General features: G+C 72.6%; 13 protein-coding genes. 4 read left to right on the top strand and 9 right to left on the bottom strand.

Translation table 11 applies throughout. The annotated features are described in order from the left end of the window. Positions 1 to 83: 83 nt before the first annotated feature. Positions 84 to 1,589, bottom strand: a complete 1,506-nt coding sequence (locus tag ACWEBX_RS27605; RefSeq protein ID WP_451887502.1) for a hypothetical protein — start codon at positions 1,587 to 1,589, stop codon at positions 84 to 86. Between the two features lie 241 nt (positions 1,590 to 1,830). Between ACWEBX_RS27605 and ACWEBX_RS27600 the strand changes: the two genes are divergently transcribed. The 3 genes from ACWEBX_RS27600 to ACWEBX_RS27590 all read left to right on the top strand — a co-directional run bounded on the left by ACWEBX_RS27600 (position 1,831) and on the right by ACWEBX_RS27590 (position 4,251). Continuing rightward, positions 1,831 to 2,214 carry a BlaI/MecI/CopY family transcriptional regulator gene (locus ACWEBX_RS27600; protein WP_451887501.1) on the top strand — a complete coding sequence of 128 codons (384 nt, stop codon included), beginning with the start codon at positions 1,831 to 1,833 and terminating at the stop codon, positions 2,212 to 2,214. Continuing rightward, positions 2,211 to 3,110 carry a M48 family metalloprotease gene (locus tag ACWEBX_RS27595; protein WP_451887500.1) on the top strand — a complete coding sequence of 300 codons (900 nt, stop codon included), beginning with the start codon at positions 2,211 to 2,213 and terminating at the stop codon, positions 3,108 to 3,110. The genes ACWEBX_RS27600 and ACWEBX_RS27595 overlap by 4 nt, the downstream gene beginning before the upstream one ends. A gap of 196 nt (positions 3,111 to 3,306) precedes the next feature. Beyond that, entirely contained in the window at positions 3,307 to 4,251 is a 945-nt protein-coding gene (locus tag ACWEBX_RS27590) for an endonuclease/exonuclease/phosphatase family protein (RefSeq protein ID WP_451887499.1), read from the top strand. Between the two features lie 160 nt (positions 4,252 to 4,411). Here the strand turns inward: ACWEBX_RS27590 and ACWEBX_RS27585 are convergent, their stop codons facing one another. From ACWEBX_RS27585 to ACWEBX_RS27565, 5 genes are all read right to left on the bottom strand, one after another. Further along, the gene (locus tag ACWEBX_RS27585) at positions 4,412 to 4,921 is read right to left on the bottom strand and encodes an O-acetyl-ADP-ribose deacetylase (RefSeq protein ID WP_451887498.1); all 510 of its coding nucleotides are present in this window, start codon (positions 4,919 to 4,921) and stop codon (positions 4,412 to 4,414) included. Then, positions 4,918 to 6,327 carry a phytoene desaturase family protein gene (locus ACWEBX_RS27580; RefSeq protein ID WP_451887497.1) on the bottom strand — a complete coding sequence of 470 codons (1,410 nt, stop codon included), beginning with the start codon at positions 6,325 to 6,327 and terminating at the stop codon, positions 4,918 to 4,920. The genes ACWEBX_RS27585 and ACWEBX_RS27580 overlap by 4 nt, the downstream gene beginning before the upstream one ends. Positions 6,328 to 6,588: 261 nt before the next feature. Beyond that, entirely contained in the window at positions 6,589 to 7,455 is an 867-nt protein-coding gene (locus tag ACWEBX_RS27575) for an inositol monophosphatase family protein (RefSeq protein WP_451887496.1), read from the bottom strand. A gap of 126 nt (positions 7,456 to 7,581) precedes the next feature. Then, on the bottom strand, positions 7,582 to 9,402 hold the full coding sequence (locus ACWEBX_RS27570) for a gamma-glutamyltransferase family protein (protein ID WP_451887495.1): 1,821 nt from the start codon (positions 9,400 to 9,402) through the stop codon (positions 7,582 to 7,584). Positions 9,403 to 9,487: 85 nt separating this feature from the next. Further along, positions 9,488 to 10,261: a DUF4232 domain-containing protein gene (locus ACWEBX_RS27565; protein ID WP_451887494.1), complete on the bottom strand. Its 774-nt coding sequence runs from the start codon at positions 10,259 to 10,261 to the stop codon at positions 9,488 to 9,490. Positions 10,262 to 10,653: 392 nt separating this feature from the next. Between ACWEBX_RS27565 and ACWEBX_RS27560 the strand changes: the two genes are divergently transcribed. Then, positions 10,654 to 11,328: a hypothetical protein gene (locus ACWEBX_RS27560; protein ID WP_451887493.1), complete on the top strand. Its 675-nt coding sequence runs from the start codon at positions 10,654 to 10,656 to the stop codon at positions 11,326 to 11,328. A 60-nt stretch (positions 11,329 to 11,388) separates the two neighbouring features. Here the strand turns inward: ACWEBX_RS27560 and ACWEBX_RS27555 are convergent, their stop codons facing one another. The 3 genes from ACWEBX_RS27555 to hydA form a co-directional block, all read right to left on the bottom strand. Then, complete coding sequence (locus ACWEBX_RS27555) at positions 11,389 to 12,915, bottom strand: NCS1 family nucleobase:cation symporter-1 (RefSeq protein WP_451887492.1); 1,527 nt, start codon at positions 12,913 to 12,915, stop codon at positions 11,389 to 11,391. 128 nt (positions 12,916 to 13,043) lie between these two features. Further along, the gene (locus ACWEBX_RS27550) at positions 13,044 to 14,066 is read right to left on the bottom strand and encodes a TIGR03842 family LLM class F420-dependent oxidoreductase (RefSeq protein ID WP_451887491.1); all 1,023 of its coding nucleotides are present in this window, start codon (positions 14,064 to 14,066) and stop codon (positions 13,044 to 13,046) included. 18 nt (positions 14,067 to 14,084) lie between these two features. Then, positions 14,085 to 15,485, bottom strand: a complete 1,401-nt coding sequence (gene hydA / locus ACWEBX_RS27545) for a dihydropyrimidinase (protein ID WP_451887490.1) — start codon at positions 15,483 to 15,485, stop codon at positions 14,085 to 14,087. Positions 15,486 to 15,658 lie beyond the last annotated feature (173 nt).

Here is a 15,658-nt window from a genome sequence, read left to right as displayed (position 1 = left end):
ACCCACCACCTCGGGCGGCGACACCCTCGGGGGACCGGAGAGCCCGCTCCCGTCCGCCGGTGAGAACGGCTTCGGCCGAAGTGTCACGGCGCAGGGCTCCCGGCTCCCGGAGAGACGTAGATGTCGACGGCGCCGGCGCGGTGGGGTGCCCATGCGCGGGCGTATCCGGGAGGCGAGCCGCCCGGAGCCGTGATGACGGCGACCGGCATGCGGCGGACGGAACGCGCGATGTCGGCCGCGGTGGCGTTGGCGTTGTGCCCGTCGGTCGCCACCGAGGAGCAGCCGGCGTAGAAGGCGATGGGGACGGACCGTTGACCGGCCAGCGCGCAGGGCGGCCGCACCCCGAGCCGGTGCAGTTCCGCCGCCGTCACCGCCCAGCCCCGGTGACTGTCGGCGGTGCGCCGCACCGTGGACTGCAGCACCGCGAACTGCACGGCCAGATGCGCGGCGAGCCCGAGGGCCACCAACGTCACGGCCACCGGCCGCCACCGCCCGCCGCGGGCGGTGACCAGGTGGACGAGTGCGTCGGCGACGGGGATCACGACGAGGGCGTAGAGAGGCAGCAGGAAGCGCGGCGCCGCGTATCCGATCATGAGGAGGTACGGGATCCCGGCCGTGGTGGCACAGGCCAGGAGCACCAGGGTGGGTGCCGGGCGACGGGCCCGGACGGCGATCACCAGGCCGAGGGCGGCGATCAGCGGCAGGACGAACCACCACACCATCACCGCGGGGTCCGGCATCCCGCCGGTGCAGGGCCGGCACAGGACGCGTCCGCCGAGGCTGCGCATCTGGTCGCCGACCGCGATGTTCCAGCCGAGGCCGCCCTGGATGCGCGACCCGTCGGCGAGCCGTTGTCCCAGGCCCCCGTAGCTCACGTAGGCCTCGATGATCCACTCGGCCGCTCCGGCCGACAGACCCGCGACGAGCGCGAGCGGCGGCCGGACGCGCCGCCACCGGGGGACCGCCACGGTGAGGACGAGGAGCGGCAGGGTCACCCAGAGCGCGTCGGGGGGCCGCATCCACGCCATGAGCGCGGCACTCAGTCCGGCCCCCCACAGTGCCGCCCGGTCGCGGCCGCCCGCCTGGGCCCGGACGAAGCACCCGACGCAGGCCAGGCCGCCGATCGCCACCCAGTAGTTGGGCATGACCTGCGGGCCGTAGAAGACGGTCACCCAGAGCGTCGCGAACAGGGCGCCCGCCAGGGCGAGGACCCGCGCCGGGAACAGTCCGCGCCAGACGCGCAGGGCCACGAACAGACCGAGCCCGGAGAGCAGGGCGAGGTAGATCCGCAGCAGGGTGGTGGAGGAGGACCAGGAGGCCACCGGAGCGGCGAGCAGGGAGATTCCGCGGGCCCGTGGTGCGCTGAAGAACGCCGCGGGGGCATGCGGGGAGACCTGGCTGACGTAGACGGTCTCGTCCCAGCCGAGTCCCGTCTGCGGGTGCACGAGGACCAGTTGGGCCAGGGCGAAGGCGGCCGCGACCAGCGCGAGCAGGCCCAGGTCACCGGGCCTCCGGGACACCCGGGCCGTCCTGTCCGGCGGTCCGGGCCGCCGGACGCCGATGAGCGGGACGTTCAGGGTCTTCGCCATCGTCCACCCTTCAGCCCTACACGCTGTAGGGTTACTTCACCCTACAAGACGTAGGGCAAGGCCGGGAGCCGGGAAATCACGGACAAACTACCGCCCACCGGAAGAAGGCGCCGAACGGGACAGGCGTTCGAGGGGCATCCGGGAGTGATACGCGACCTCGCGCATCCCTGGTCCACACCCCTGGTCCACCCCCCGGACCGGCACCGTTCCGGGGTCGACTACGCGCTGTAAGGTGACGGGCATGGCTGGCACAGGGCCCCACGGAAGGGCGGAACGGCGCAGCGCGGGCGAGCTGGAGAGCGAGGTCCTCGCCGCCCTGTGGGCCACCGACGACGCCCTGACGCCCGCCGAGATCCAGGCCGAGATCGGCGGCGGCCTCGCCTACAACACCGTGCACACCATCCTGAAACGTCTGTACGACAAGGGCCTCGTGCTCCGGGATGTTGACGGCCGGCGCGGCGCGTACCGCCCCGCCAAGAACGCGGCCGAGCTGACGGCGGAGGCCATGCACGAGGCCCTCGACCGCGGACCCGACCCGATCGCGGCCCTCCAGCAGTTCGTCACCGGTCTCAGCCGCCAGGAGGAGGAAGCCCTGCGCGATCTCCTGGGAGGGAAAGGGCTTTGAGGATCGACGTCTACGTTCCCCTCGTCCTCGCGCTGCTCCTGACCTCGGTCGCCCCGCTGGTCGGCAGGCGGGTGTCGCCCGCTCTGGCCGCCCGCGTCCTGGTCGCGGCCGCCGCGCTGACCGCGGCCGCGTCCACCTGGGCGCTGCTGCTGCTCGGGGCCACGCTGATCGACCAGGCGCCCGCGGTGATCGCCGAGGCGGGCGAGGAGGGCCGGGTACTGCCCGAGCCCGTTCCGGAGACCGTCGCCGTGCTGGCCGTCGCCGCCCTCGCCGTGATCGCCCGCCGGCTCCTTCATGTCGTACGGGCGCACAAGGCGACCCGCAGGGTCCTGCTCAGGCTCTGCGAGGGGCACCCACCGGACAGCGAGCTCGTCGTCGCCGCCTCGCCGACACCGCACGCCTTCGCGATCCCCGGCAAGCCGGGCCGGATCCTGGTCACGGTCGCGATGCTCGGCGCGCTGGAGCCCGCCGAACGACGGGTTCTGCTCGCCCACGAGCGCGCTCACCTGACGCACCGCCACGCGGCGCTGTCGACCGTCGTGGCCCTGGCCGCGGCGGCGAACCCGCTGCTCGTGCCCGTCCGCGACACCGTGGCCTTCCTGCTGGAACGGTGGGCCGACGAGGAGGCCGCGAGCACCGTCGGCGACCGGAACACGACGGCCCGCGCGCTGGCCCGCGCCGCCCTCGTCTCCCAGCGCGCCCGCACCGGATGCGCCCTGCACTTCTCCGAGCACGCCGTCACCCGCCGCATCGCGGCCCTGCAGACCGCTCCCCCGCCCGTCGTGCGGTCCGTCGGCGCGGCCGTACTCGCGCTCGGCGCCCTGCCCGCGCTGGGCGCGGCCGACGCCACGGGCGACCTGCTGCGCCTGCTGTCACAGACCCTGCCCGGTCTGTGACCCGGCCCGGTCTGTGACCCGGCCCGGTCTGTGACCCGGCCCGGTCTGTGACCCGGCCCGGCGGGGCCTTCGCCCGCCGGTGACACCACCGGGCCGACGGCGCCGCCCGCCGGTGACCCGCGCCATCAGCAGCAGCGCCCGCCCCGCCGGAAGGACCGGCCACCGTTCGGCGGTGCCGGCGGGTACGGTCGCGGTCATGACACCTTCCGAGACGGCTGATCCGGGCGCCCCTCGCTCCGGGCGGGTGCGGTTCGCGACGTTCAACGTGCTGCACGGACAGACGTTGGTGGACGGTGGACCCGTGTCCGTCCGGACCGTGGGCGGCCCGGAGCTGCCGCTCGTGGAGGCCGTCGCGTCACTCGACGCCGACGTGGTGGCACTGCAGGAAGTGGACCGGCTGCAGGAACGCTCGGGCGGGGTGGACCAGGCGTCCGCCTCGGCCGCGGGGTCGGGCGCGCCGCACTGGCGTTACGCGTCCGCCTTCCACGGCATGGCGAAGGCGGGCGGCGGCTGGGTCCCGGAACCGTCCGTACCCGGTCTGCGGGTGTACGGGCCGCGCGAGGCCGAGGCGGGCGACGGCGTCCCCTCGCACGGCATCGCCCTGCTGTCCCGGCTGCCCGTACGGCACTGGAGGGCGCGCCGGCTCGCGCCGGCACCGGTCCCCATGCCGCTGCGGACACCCGGGCGCCGGGGACTCACCCTGTCCACGGACCAGCCGCGGGCCGCGCTGGCCGCCGTGCTGGAGGGAAGGCGGGGGCCGTTCACCGTGGTGGCGCTGCACCTGTCATTCGTGCCCGGCTGGAACGTGCTCCAGTTGCTCGCCGTCCGCGCCTGGATCGCCGACCTGCCCGGACCCCGGGTGCTTCTCGGCGACTTCAATCTGCCCGGCGCGCTTCCGCGGACGGTCCTCGGGCCCGCCGGACCGGTCCGCGGCACCCGGAGAGGACCCGGTGGCACCCCGCCGGTGCCGCGCGGCTGGCGGGATCTGGCCCGTACACCCACCTACCCGGCCCACCGTCCCCTCGTCCAGCTCGACCATGTGCTGGCCGGCGGGATCGCGGCGGGCGCGGCCTCCGGAGCTCACGCGCCGAGCACCCCTGTCTCGGACCACCGGCCACTGGTGGTCGAACTGCACCTGTGACCGGGCGATACGACCGGCCCGCACGCATGACACCGCCCACCGGTCTGCCGGACGCGGCAGGCCCGGCGCCTCGAACGGTGACCGGGGCACCCCGGCCGCACCAGCGACCGGCCCCGGTGCCCCCGGTCCGCTCAGCCCGCGGCCCGCGGCGTCCGGCGCCTCATCGCAGTTGCCCGGCGAACGCGTCGTACGCCCGCTCGTCGAAGAGGACGAAGCGGACCTCCTCGACATCGGTCTCGGCGGCCCGGACGGTCTCCACCGCGATGCGCGCCGCGTCGTCCATCGGCCAGCCGTAGATGCCCGCGGAGACGGCGGGGAAGGCGACCGTACGGGCTCCGAGCTCGTCGGCGGCCTTCAGCGACTCCCGGTAGCAGGACGCCAGCAGCTCCGAGCGGTCGTCCTCCTGGGAGTAGCGGGGACCCACGGTGTGGATCACCCAGCGGGCGTCGAGGTCGCCCGCGGTCGTGGCGACCGCCCGGCCGGTCGGCAGGCCCTTGCCGTAGTGGCCGGCCCGCAGCTTGCGGCACTCGGCGAGCACGGCGGGTCCGCCGCGGCGGTGAATGGCTCCGTCGACGCCTCCGCCGCCGAGCAGCGAGGAGTTCGCCGCGTTGACGACGGCGTCGACGCTCTGCCGGGTGATGTCGCCCTGCACCAGCGTGATCGTGGTCATGACTCTCTCAGCCTCCTCCAGACGGCCTTCGCCGCGTTGTGCCCCGACATCCCGTGCACTCCGGGACCGGGCGGGGTGGCCGAGGAGCACAGGAAGACGGCGGGATGCGGGGTGCTGTACGGGGACAGGGACAGCCTGGGGCGCAGCATGAGCTGGAGTCCGGAGGCGGCGCCGCAGGCGATGTCCCCGCCCACGTAGTTGGCGTTGCGGGCGGCGAGCACGGGCGGTCCGGCGGTCGCGCGGGCCAGGACCCGGTCGCGGAAGCCCGGCGCGAACCGTTCGAGCTGGCGCTCGATCGCGTCGGTGAGGTCTCCGGTCCAGCCGTTCGGGACATGGCCGTAGGCCCAGAAGACCTGCTTGCCCTCGGGGGCGCGGGAGGGGTCCACGACGCTCGGCTGCACCGTGATCAGGAACGGCGCGTCGGGCGCCCGGCCCTCGCGCGAGGCCGCCCGCAGCGCGGTGCCGATCTCGGCCCGGCTCGCCCCGACCTGGACCGTCCCGGCGACGCGGGCCTGCTCGGCGGTCCAGGGCACGGGCCCGTCCAGCGCATAGTCGATCTTGAAAGCGCCCGCTCCGTACCGATAGCCCTCGTAGTACCGCCCGAACCCCGCGATGCGGGCCAGGGCCTTGGGCGAGGTGTCGAAGACGTACGCCCGCGCGGGCGGCAGGTCGTCCAGGCGCTTGACCTCGTAGTCGGTGTGGACCGTGCCGCCGAGGTCCTTCAGGTAGGCGGTGAGCGCGTCCGCGATGGACTGGGAGCCGCCGCGCGCGACGGGCCATCCCCGGGCGTGCGCGGCCAGCGCGAAGACCAGGCCGACGGCGCCCGTGCCGATTCCCTCCAGCGGCGCGATGGCGTGCGCCACCAGACCGGCGAACAGGGCTCTGGCCCGCTCGTCGCGGAAGCGGCGCATCAGCCAGGTCGACGGCGGCAGGCCGGCCAGGCCGAAGCGGGCGAGGGTGACGGGGTCCCGGGGCAGCGCGGTCAGCGGCAGCGACATGAAGTCGTGCGCCAGGGTGTCCCACTTGCTCAGGAACGGCGCGACGAGCCTGCGGTAGGCGCCCGCGTCCCGCGGCCCGAAGGAGGCCGCCGTCTCGGCCACGGACCGCGCGAGCACCGCCGCCGAGCCGTCCGGGAACGGGTGCGCCATCGGGAGCTCCGCGTGCAGCCACTCCAGGCCGTACCGCTCCAGGGGCATCGCGCGGAAGGCGGGTGAATTGATACCGAGCGGATGCGCCGCCGCACACGGATCGTGCCGGAATCCGGGCAGGGTCAGCTCCTCGGTGCGCGATCCCCCGCCCACCGTGTCACGGGCCTCGAACACGGCCACGGAGAAGCCCCTGCGGGCCAGCTCCACGGCAGCCGTCAGTCCGTTCGGCCCCGCACCCACCACGACCGCATCGAGCATCGACGGCACCTTCGGACTCCTTTGTCAGCCGACGGCCACTGGACATCAGGATATGCCGGAGGACTGACAGCCTTGACGGCACGGGGCGTTGGGCCGAAACGCCCCTGTGCCGTGCGCCGGCCGCCACGAGGAAACGGACCCGCGCGGGCCGTGGGACTCGGCTCGGGCACGGGCCGTAGAGGTCGGCTCAGGCACGGGCCGTAGAGGTCGGCTCAGGCACGGGCCGTGGTTCGCGCTCGGGCGCGGCCGTGGAGCTCGCGCTCAGGCGCGGGCCGCCATCCACTCCGGCTGTGCCGTCAGCAGGGCGGTCACCCGGCGGGCCGTGGCCTCGTCCCGGGCCGCCGTGAACGGCAGCGCGTTGCCCCCGGTGACGCGGAACGGCTCGCCACTGAGCGTCAGATGGGCGCCGCCCGCCTCCTCGACCAGAAGGAGCCCCGCGGCATGATCCCAAGCCGCCTCCCAGCTGAATGCCACCGCGTCCAACTCGCCGCGGGCTATGGCCAGATACTCCAGGCCCGCCGAGCCGCACGGGCGCGGGACGACACCCTCGGTCCACAGTCCGAGGAGGGCGCGCTTCTGATCGTCCGTGGTGTAGTCCGGGTGCGAGGTCGCGATGTCGAGGTCACGGCCCGGCGCGGGCGATCCGGAGCGCAGCGGCACGCCGTCGAGCACGGCTCCTCGCCCTCGGATCGCGGTGGCGAACTCTCCGCGCGCGGGCGCGTACGTCCAAGAGGCGCGCACCACGCCGTACAGCACGAGCGCGACCAGGGTGCAGAACCCGGGGTCGCCGTGCACGAACTGCCGGGTGCCGTCGACGGGGTCGACGATCCATACGGGCGCCGTGCCCCCGATCGCCTCGTAGGTCGCGGGGTCGGCGTGCACCGCCTCCTCGCCGACCACGACCGAGCCGGGCAGCAGTGCGGTGAGGGCCTCGGTGAGGTACTTCTCGGCCAGGCGGTCGGCGTCCGTCACGAGGTCGTGCGGGCCGGACTTCTGGTCGATCTCGTCCGCGGAGAGCTGCCGGAACCGGGGCATGATCTCCGCGGCGGCGGCCTTGCGGACGGCGTCTTCCACGTCGGCCGCGCGGTGTGCGAGAAACTCGTCGATGGTTTCGATGTCTTCGATCATGGCTCCATGACAACACGCCTCGCTGACAATCCTCACCCCTCCGGGGTACTCCAGGTGGAATCACCATGAATTCCCAGGGCGGCGCGATCATCACTGCGGTTCGTCGCGCCCATCGCGGGAGGGGCCTCAGCGGCCGACCGCGTATCCCTGCATCCCCCGCGCGTTGGCCGCCGCCGACAGGATCCCGGTCCCCGGATCGCGGGCCACCGCGCACAGCCGCCCCTCGGACCAGGCCTCCGCGACCGTGACGTCATGACCCCGGCGGCGCAGTTCCTCGACGACCTCCTCGCCCGTGCGGGACTCGACGGTGAGGCTGCCCGGACGCATGCCGCGCGGGTGGAAGGAGCCGGGAAAGCTGTCGTTGTGCCAGTTCGGGGCGTCGATCGCGCCCTGGAGATCGAGTCCGCCGCGCACCTCGGGGCGCAGCGCCACGGACAGGAAGAAGTGCGTCTGCCACTGGTCCTGCTGGTCGCCGCCGGGGGTGCCGAACGCCAGGACGGGGACGCCGTCGCGCAGCGCCAGGGAGGGCGTCAAGGTGGTGCGCGGCCGACGGCCCGGGGTCAGGGAATTGGGCAGCCCCTCCTCCAGCCAGGCCATCTGGAGCCGGGTGCCGAGCGGGAAGCCGAGTTCCGGGACGACCGGGTTGGACTGGAGCCAGCCGCCGCTGGGCGTGGCGGCGACCATGTTGCCCCAGCGGTCGACGACATCCAGGTGGCAGGTGTCGCCCCGGGTGCCTCCGTCGGGTGCCACCTCGGGTTCCGCCGCCGCACGGGCCATGGTCGGCTCACCGGCGCCCGGCACCGCGAGCGCGTCGAAGCCCGGCTCGTCGGCGGCCGCCACGCGCGCGTGGCCGCTCAGCCGCGGTGCGCGGCCGCCCGGACCGCCGGGACGCAGTTCGTACGACGCCTTGTCCCCGACGAGTGCCCGGCGGGCCGCGTTGTAGGACTCCGACAGCAGCTCGCCGAGCGGCACCTCGGCCGCGTCGCCGTACCAGGCCTCCCGGTCGGCCATGGCGAGCTTGCAGCCCTCGACGAGCAGGTGAACGTACTCGGCGGACCCGTAGTGGGGCAGTTCGGGCGGGAGCAGGGCGAGCTGCTGGAGCAGGACGGGGCCCTGGCTCCAGGGGCCCGCCTTGCACAGGGTCCAGCCGCGCCAGTCGTACGTCGCCGGGGCCTCGTAGGTCGCGGACCAGCCGGCCAGGTCCGCGGCCGTCAGGGTGCCGGCGTGCCGCTCGCCGCTGGTGTCCATGGTGGGCCGCCGGGCCTGCCGGACCAGGGCCTCGGCGATGAATCCGGAGCGCCACACCTCCCGTGCCGCGTCGATCTCGGCCACCCGGTCCCCCGCGCCGGAGACCTCGTCGAGCAGCCGTCGCCACGTCGCGGCGAGGGCCGGGTTGCGGAACAGTTCGCCGGGGCGCGGTGACCGGCCGCCGGGCAGGTACACCTCGGCCGAGGAGGTCCACTCCGTCTCGAAGAGCGCGCGTACGGCGTCCACCGTCTCGCCGACGCGTTCCACGGGCGCGTGCCCGTCCTCGGCGTATCCGATGGCGTACTTCAGGACGTCGGCGAGCGGTTTGGTGCCGTGGTCGCGGAGCAGCAGCATCCAGGCGTCGAACGCGCCCGGCACGGCGGCGGCGAGCGGGCCGGTGCCGGGTACGAGTTCCAGACCGAGGCTCCTGTAGTGGGCGATCGTCGCTCCGGCGGGCGCGACGCCCTGCCCGCACAGCACCCGCACGGGTCCGTCCGCGGGGGCCAGGATGATGGGGACCTCGCCCGCGGGTCCGTTGAGGTGGGGTTCCACGACGTGCAGGACGAAACCGGCCGCGACGGCGGCGTCGTAGGCGTTGCCGCCGTCCTCCAGGACGGCCATCGCGGACTGCGAGGCGAGCCAGTGGGTGGAGGACACCATCCCGAAAGTGCCCTGGAGGGTGGGTCGGGTCGTGAACATGCCTGCCACCTCACGGTACGGAGCGATCGGCCTCGGTCCCGACTATGGCATCCGCGCCGGCCCGGACGGCAGGGCGGGCGGGGGATCAGGGCACGGGCGCCCAGGCCGTGGTCCCCAGGGTGTTCTCGGGACCGATGTCGAGGGGGTCCGGCAGCCGGAGGGTGACGGCCGGCTGCCCCTGCTGCGGCGCGACCCGCAGATACACGCCGTCCTCGGCCGCCATCCGCCAGTACAGGGAGGCCCGCGCGCTCTCGCCCGGGTGGAGCGTGAAGGGCTCGGGACCCGGGTCGGCGGGCGCCATGGGCACCTTGTCCGTCCCCGCCACGGCGCGCACACCCGTGATCGGGGCACCGTCCGTGTCGAGGACGTGGACGACGGCCGGGCGGCCGTTCACCTTGTACGGGTGCTTGCCGCAGACGGTGAGGGTCAGGGTCATCCCGCGCAGGCCCATGGCCGCGTCGACGGGACCGGTTTCGAGGCGCAGGCCGGACGACGGGCAGGGGCCCTGCGCCGTCGGCACGGGGTCGGGCTCGGGCAGCTCGATGACGAGAGAGTCACCGGGGGTCCCGGACGGGTCCGGGAGGTGAGCGGCGTCGGTGCCGACGACGCTCGGGACGGGGTCCGGGACGGAGGTCCGTCCGGGGTCTCGCTCACGGTCGATCTCGGCGGACAGCCCGCACCCCGTGGCGGCCGTCGCGACCAGACAGAGGAGCAGGACCGGGCGCGCCCACTTCTCCCGGAGGACGGCGGCACGGGACGGAGTGCCGCGCGCGGGTAAGGAGACGGTGGGGACTTCGGACCGGGCCGGCGGGCCGGCGGGGGCCGCCGCGCCGGCGCGGCGCCGGTTCGTCGCGATCATGGGCCGATCATGACACGAAAGCTCCGCGGAGGGCATCGCTCCGCCTGCCCTCGCATGCGCACCGGGGCCCGACTCGCCTGAGAACAGGGCCAGTTGGAGGCGTGCCATGGCAGGGCGGCCGCAGCCTCGCACGGTCGGGACACACCTCCCGGCTCCCCCGGATCCGGGTACGGACCGATCGTCGCGCGACTCGACAGGAACAAAACGGCGATCACCGGATCGAACAAAACAGACATCTTGCCTCAGCATCGGCCAATCGGCGCCAAGGTGAGTCACCGTCATCACACGGGCATGACGCCGGTCGACCCTTCCGCACCACGGCGTCTCATGTGACACTGGCGTCCCGTCCGCAGTGCGGACTCCTCCGCACCATCCCCCACGAGAAGTGCGCTTTGGGTTCTCTTCCTCTGCCGCTCGCGCTCGCCGCGCGCCTGCTGCCTGTCGCTCTGCTCGCCTCCGCGGGCTGGGCCCTGGCGACCGGCCCGTCCGAAGCGACCCCCAACGCCGAGGACAAATCGACACAGAAACAAACACCGGACGCGTCGTCGGCCCCTTCGGCCTCGGCTGCCGTCAAGACGTTCGCCGCATCGCCCGCCCCCTGTGGCGGAGTCCAGGTCGCGACGATCAAGTCCCTGGTCCCCGGCGCCAAGACGGCAGGCCAGGAGATCGCGTCGACCGACAAGGCGGTGCGCCGCACCTGCTCGTGGAACGCCCTGAAGGGCTTCGACTACCGCTGGCTCGACGTCTCGTACGAGATCAAGGACTCGAACGCCGCGGCGGAGAAGGCCTACAAGGATCGTGTCGCCGACAAGAGCGGCGGCGGTGCGGTACCCGGCGTCGGCGACTCCGCCTACTCCGTGGTCAACCTCAGCACCGAGGACAAGCAGGAGACCCGTGAGGGCGTCGTGATCATCCGGGCGTCCAACGCTCTGGTGGTCGTCACCTACAACGGCAGCGACTTCGAGACCAAGAAGGCGCCCGGCACCGACGAGATCAACAAGGGTGCCATCAAGGCGGCCAAGGAAGCGCTGGCGGCGCTGAAGGACGGCCAGAGCCAGAAGAGCTGACCGTCCTCCGGTCGCCGCGGCCGGTCCGCAGGAGCCATGCGGCCCGCGGCCGGTTCGCGGTCAGTCCGCGACGGCGTCCTTTCCGCGCGCCAGCATCAGGACCAGGTACAGCACCATCGAGGTGCCGAGGCCGACCGCCCATCCGTAGTCGGCGAGCGACTCCAGTGCCGGGACGGGCCGTCCGTCGATCAGGGGATGGAAGTCCGCGCCGCCGACGGCCAGGACGCCGCCGGTGACGAAGGCGACCACGGCCCGCCAGTTCCAGCCGCCGTCGTACCAGTACCGGCCGCCCGTGCGGTACAGGTCGGCGAGGTCGAGCCTGGTGCGGCGCAGGATCCAGTAGTCGGCGATGAGGATGCCGGCGACCGTCCCCAGCAGACCGCCGACCAGCCCGAGCCAGGTGAAGATGTAGCCCTGCGGGTCCGAGTACAGCTTCCACGGGAAGATCAGCACGCCGAGGACACAGGTGGCGAGCGCACCGGTCCGGAAGTTGATCTTTCGCGGTGCGATGTTGGAGAAGTCGAAGGCCGGGGAGACCAGGTTCGCCGCGATGTTCACCGAGAGGGTCGCGACCAGCACGGTGACCAGTGCGAAGAGGATGCCGACGACGTTGTCCGCCTTGGCGGCGAGCTGGACCGGGTCCCAGACCGCCTTGCCGTACACGGCCTGCGAACCCGAGGTGACCATGACGGACAGGAAGGCGAAGAGCGTCATGGTGGTGGGCAGCCCCAGGGCCTGTCCGATGGTCTGCGCCTTCTGGCTCCTGCCGTACCGGGTGAAGTCCGGGATGTTCAGCGACAGGGTCGACCAGAAACCGATCATGCCCATCAGCGAGGGCCAGAACAGCTTCCAGAAGTCCCCGCCCCAGCCGAGCTTCGACGGCTGGTCGAGCAGCGGCCCGAAGCCGCCCGCCTTGTCGCTCATCCACCACAGCATCACGCCGGCGCCGACGAGCACGAACGGCGCGGCCCAGTTCTCGAACCGGCGGATCGTCTCCATCCCCCGGTAGATGATGGCGACCTGGAGCACCCAGAAGACGGCGAACGACAGCCACATGGTCCAGGCGTGGCCGCCGATCTCGGAGGCGTTGGCCCAGCCGTCCCCGAAGAGCTTGCCCGCGAGGAAGTAGATCGCCTCGCCGCCGATCCAGGTCTGGATGCCGAACCAGCCGCACGCCACCAACGCCCGCACGACAGCGGGGAGGTTGGCCCCGCGGACCCCGAAGGAGGCACGGGCGAAGACGGGGAAGGGAATGCCGTACTTCGGTCCCGCGTGCCCGGTGAGCAGCATCGGGACCAGCACGATCAGGTTGGCGAGCGCGATGGTGAGGACGGCCTGCTTCCAGTCCATGCCGACGGCGATCAGGCCCGAAGCCAGCGTCCAGGAAGCGGTGTTGTGGGCCATCCCGACCCACAGGGCCGAGAAGTTGTACGTGGTCCAGGTGCGCCTTTCGACCGGAACCGGGAGCAGGTCCTCGTTGGCGTAGGGACCGGTGGGCGCGGGGGCGTCGGGTGCGATCTCCACCCGGCCGTCGGGGAGCGTGACTTGTCCGGCGGGCGGGACGCCCGGGGAGACTATTTCTGTCATGAGCAGGCCAATCAATGAGGAGTGACGGGAAAGGCCGTGCGGGGGACGACTCGGGGGGGTGCGCACAGTGCGCCCTGATCCCCTTCCCGGGACGGCGGGAAGGGGAGACTGAGTGAATTGACCTTCGGTCAGCGCCCGTTGATGCCGGGGATGACCCGCGCTCCGTACGCGTCGATCGTGGCTTCCTGGGCGTCGTGCATGTCGTAGACGGCGAACTGGTCGACGCCCAGCGCGCGCAGCGCGTTCAGTTTCTCGATGTGCCGCTCGGCGGGTCCGATCAGACAGAACCGGTCGACGATCTCGTCGGGCACGAACGCGGTGTCGGGGTTGTCGGCCCGTCCGTGGTGGGAGTAGTCGTAGCCCTCACGGGCCTTGATGTAGTCCGTGAGTTCGTCGGGTACGGCCGCCGAGTGCTCGCCGTACTTGGAGACCAGGTCGGCCACGTGGTTGCCCACCATGCCGCCGAACCAGCGGCACTGCTCGCGTGCGTGGGCGAGCGCCTCGGGCGAGTCGTCCTCGGTGATGTACGCGGGCGCCGCCACGCAGATCTTCACCTCGGCGGGGTCACGCCCGGCTCCGGCCGCCGCGTCCTTCACGGCCTTGACCATGTACTCGGTGAGGTAGAGGTCGGCGAGCTGGAGGATGAAGCCGTCGGCCTCCTCGCCCGTCATCTTCAGCGCCTTCGGGCCGTACGCGGCCATCCAGACCGGCAGTTCGGCACCCGGGCTCACCCAGGGGAACCTGACGACCGTACCGCCGAGGTCGGCCTCGTCGCCCCGGGCGAGGGCGCGGATGACCTTCATCGCGTCGCTGATCCGGGCCAGGGTGTTGGGCTTGCGTCCGGCGACACGCATCGCCGAGTCGCCGCGCCCGATGCCGCACACCGTGCGGTTGCCGTACATGTCGTTGAGTGTCGCGAAGGTGGAGGCGGTGACCTCCCAGGTGCGGGTGCCCGGGTTGGTGACCATCGGGCCGACGGTCAGCCTCTCGGTGTTCGCGAGAATCTGACTGTAGATCACAAAGGGTTCCTGCCAGAGCACGGCCGAGTCGAAGGTCCAGCCGTGCGTGAAGCCGTTGGCCTCGGCCCGCTTCATCAGGTCGATGACACGGGAGGCCGGGGGGTCTGTCTGCAGGACGAGTCCGAAGTCCATGGCGCCACTCCTGGTCGCTCAGAGAAGGTACTGACAGGTGGAACGGGGGGTGTAGACGCCGTGGCCCGCCCGCCCGGTGAACTCCCGGTCGGTGACGACCATTTCGCCGCGCGAGAGCACCGTCTCGACCCGTCCGGTGACGTGCTTGCCCTCGTACGCCGAGTAGTCGACGTTCATGTGGTGGGTCTCGACCGACAGGACCTGCTCGGCGCGCGGGTCGTAGATGACGATGTCGGCGTCGGCGCCGGGCGCGATGGTCCCCTTCTTCGGGTACAAGCCGAACATCCGGGCCGGTGTGGCGCAGGCGATCTCGATCCAGCGGCGGCGGGAGATGTGCCCGTCGACGACGGCCTGGTGGAGCAGGTCCATGCGGTTCTCGACGCCCGGAAGCCCGTTCGGGATCTTCGAGAAGTCGCCGCGGCCGAGTTCCTTCTGGCCGGTGAAGCAGAACGGGCAGTGGTCCGTCGAGACGACCTGGAGGTCGTTGGTGCGCAGGCCGCGCCACAGGGCCGCCTGGTGCTCCTTGGGGCGAAGGGGCGTGCTGCACACGTACTTCGCGCCCTCGAAGTCCGGTTCCGCGAGGTTGTCGGTCGACAGGAACAGGTACTGGGGGCAGGTCTCGCCGAAGACGTTCAGGCCCTCGTCGCGCGCTCGGGCGATCTCGGCGACGGCCTCGGTCGCCGAGACGTGCACGACGTACAGCGGGGCGCCCGCGACCTGGGCGAGCTTGATCGCGCGGTGGGTGGCCTCGGCCTCCAGCAACGCCTTGCGCACCTCCCCGTGGAAGCGCGGGTCGGTCTCGCCCCGGGCCAGCGCCTGTTCGACGAGGACGTCGATCGCGATGCCGTTCTCGGCGTGCATCATGATCAGGCCGCCGTTCTCGGCGGAGCGCTGCATGGCGCGCAGGATCTGGCCGTCGTCGCTGTAGAAGACGCCCGGGTAGGCCATGAACTGCTTGAAGGAGGTGACGCCCTCCTCGACCAGCAGATCCATCTCCTTGAGCGTCTCCTGGTTCACGTCGGAGACGATCATGTGGAAGCCGTAGTCGATGGCGCAGTTGCCGTCCGCCTTGGCGTTCCAGGCGTCGAGACCCTCGCGCAGGGAGCGGCCGACGCTCTGGACGGCGAAGTCGATGATGGTGGTGGTGCCGCCCCAGGCCGCGGCCCGGGTGCCGGTCTCGAAGGTGTCGGAGGCGAAGGTGCCGCCGAAGGGCAGCTCCATGTGGGTGTGGGCGTCGACGCCGCCCGGGATCACGTACTTGCCGGTGGCGTCTATGGCGCGCTCGGCCGTCCACGACTGGGCCGCGGGCGTGCCCGTCGCGGCGAGGGCGGCGATCCGGCCGTCCTCGATCAGGACGTCGGCGTGGATCTCGTCGGACGCGGTGATGACGAGACCACCCCGGATGACGGTACGGCTCATGCTCCCTCTCCTTCCGGTCGTGGGTGCGCTGTGGGGGTTGTGGGGCTGTCGGGGGCCGGGGCCGGCACTGCGTCCCGGCGAGGAGGCCCGTGGGGCGGTTCGCCCGTCCGCGCGTCGGGTGCCGTCGTGCCGCCGGACGAAGCGTCCTCGGCCGCCTTCCTCGCGTCGTCGAG

Source organism: Streptomyces sp. NPDC005070 (assembly GCF_053600395.1).
Note: the sequence above shows the minus strand (reverse complement) of the source record. Positions and strands in the feature narration are given on the sequence as shown.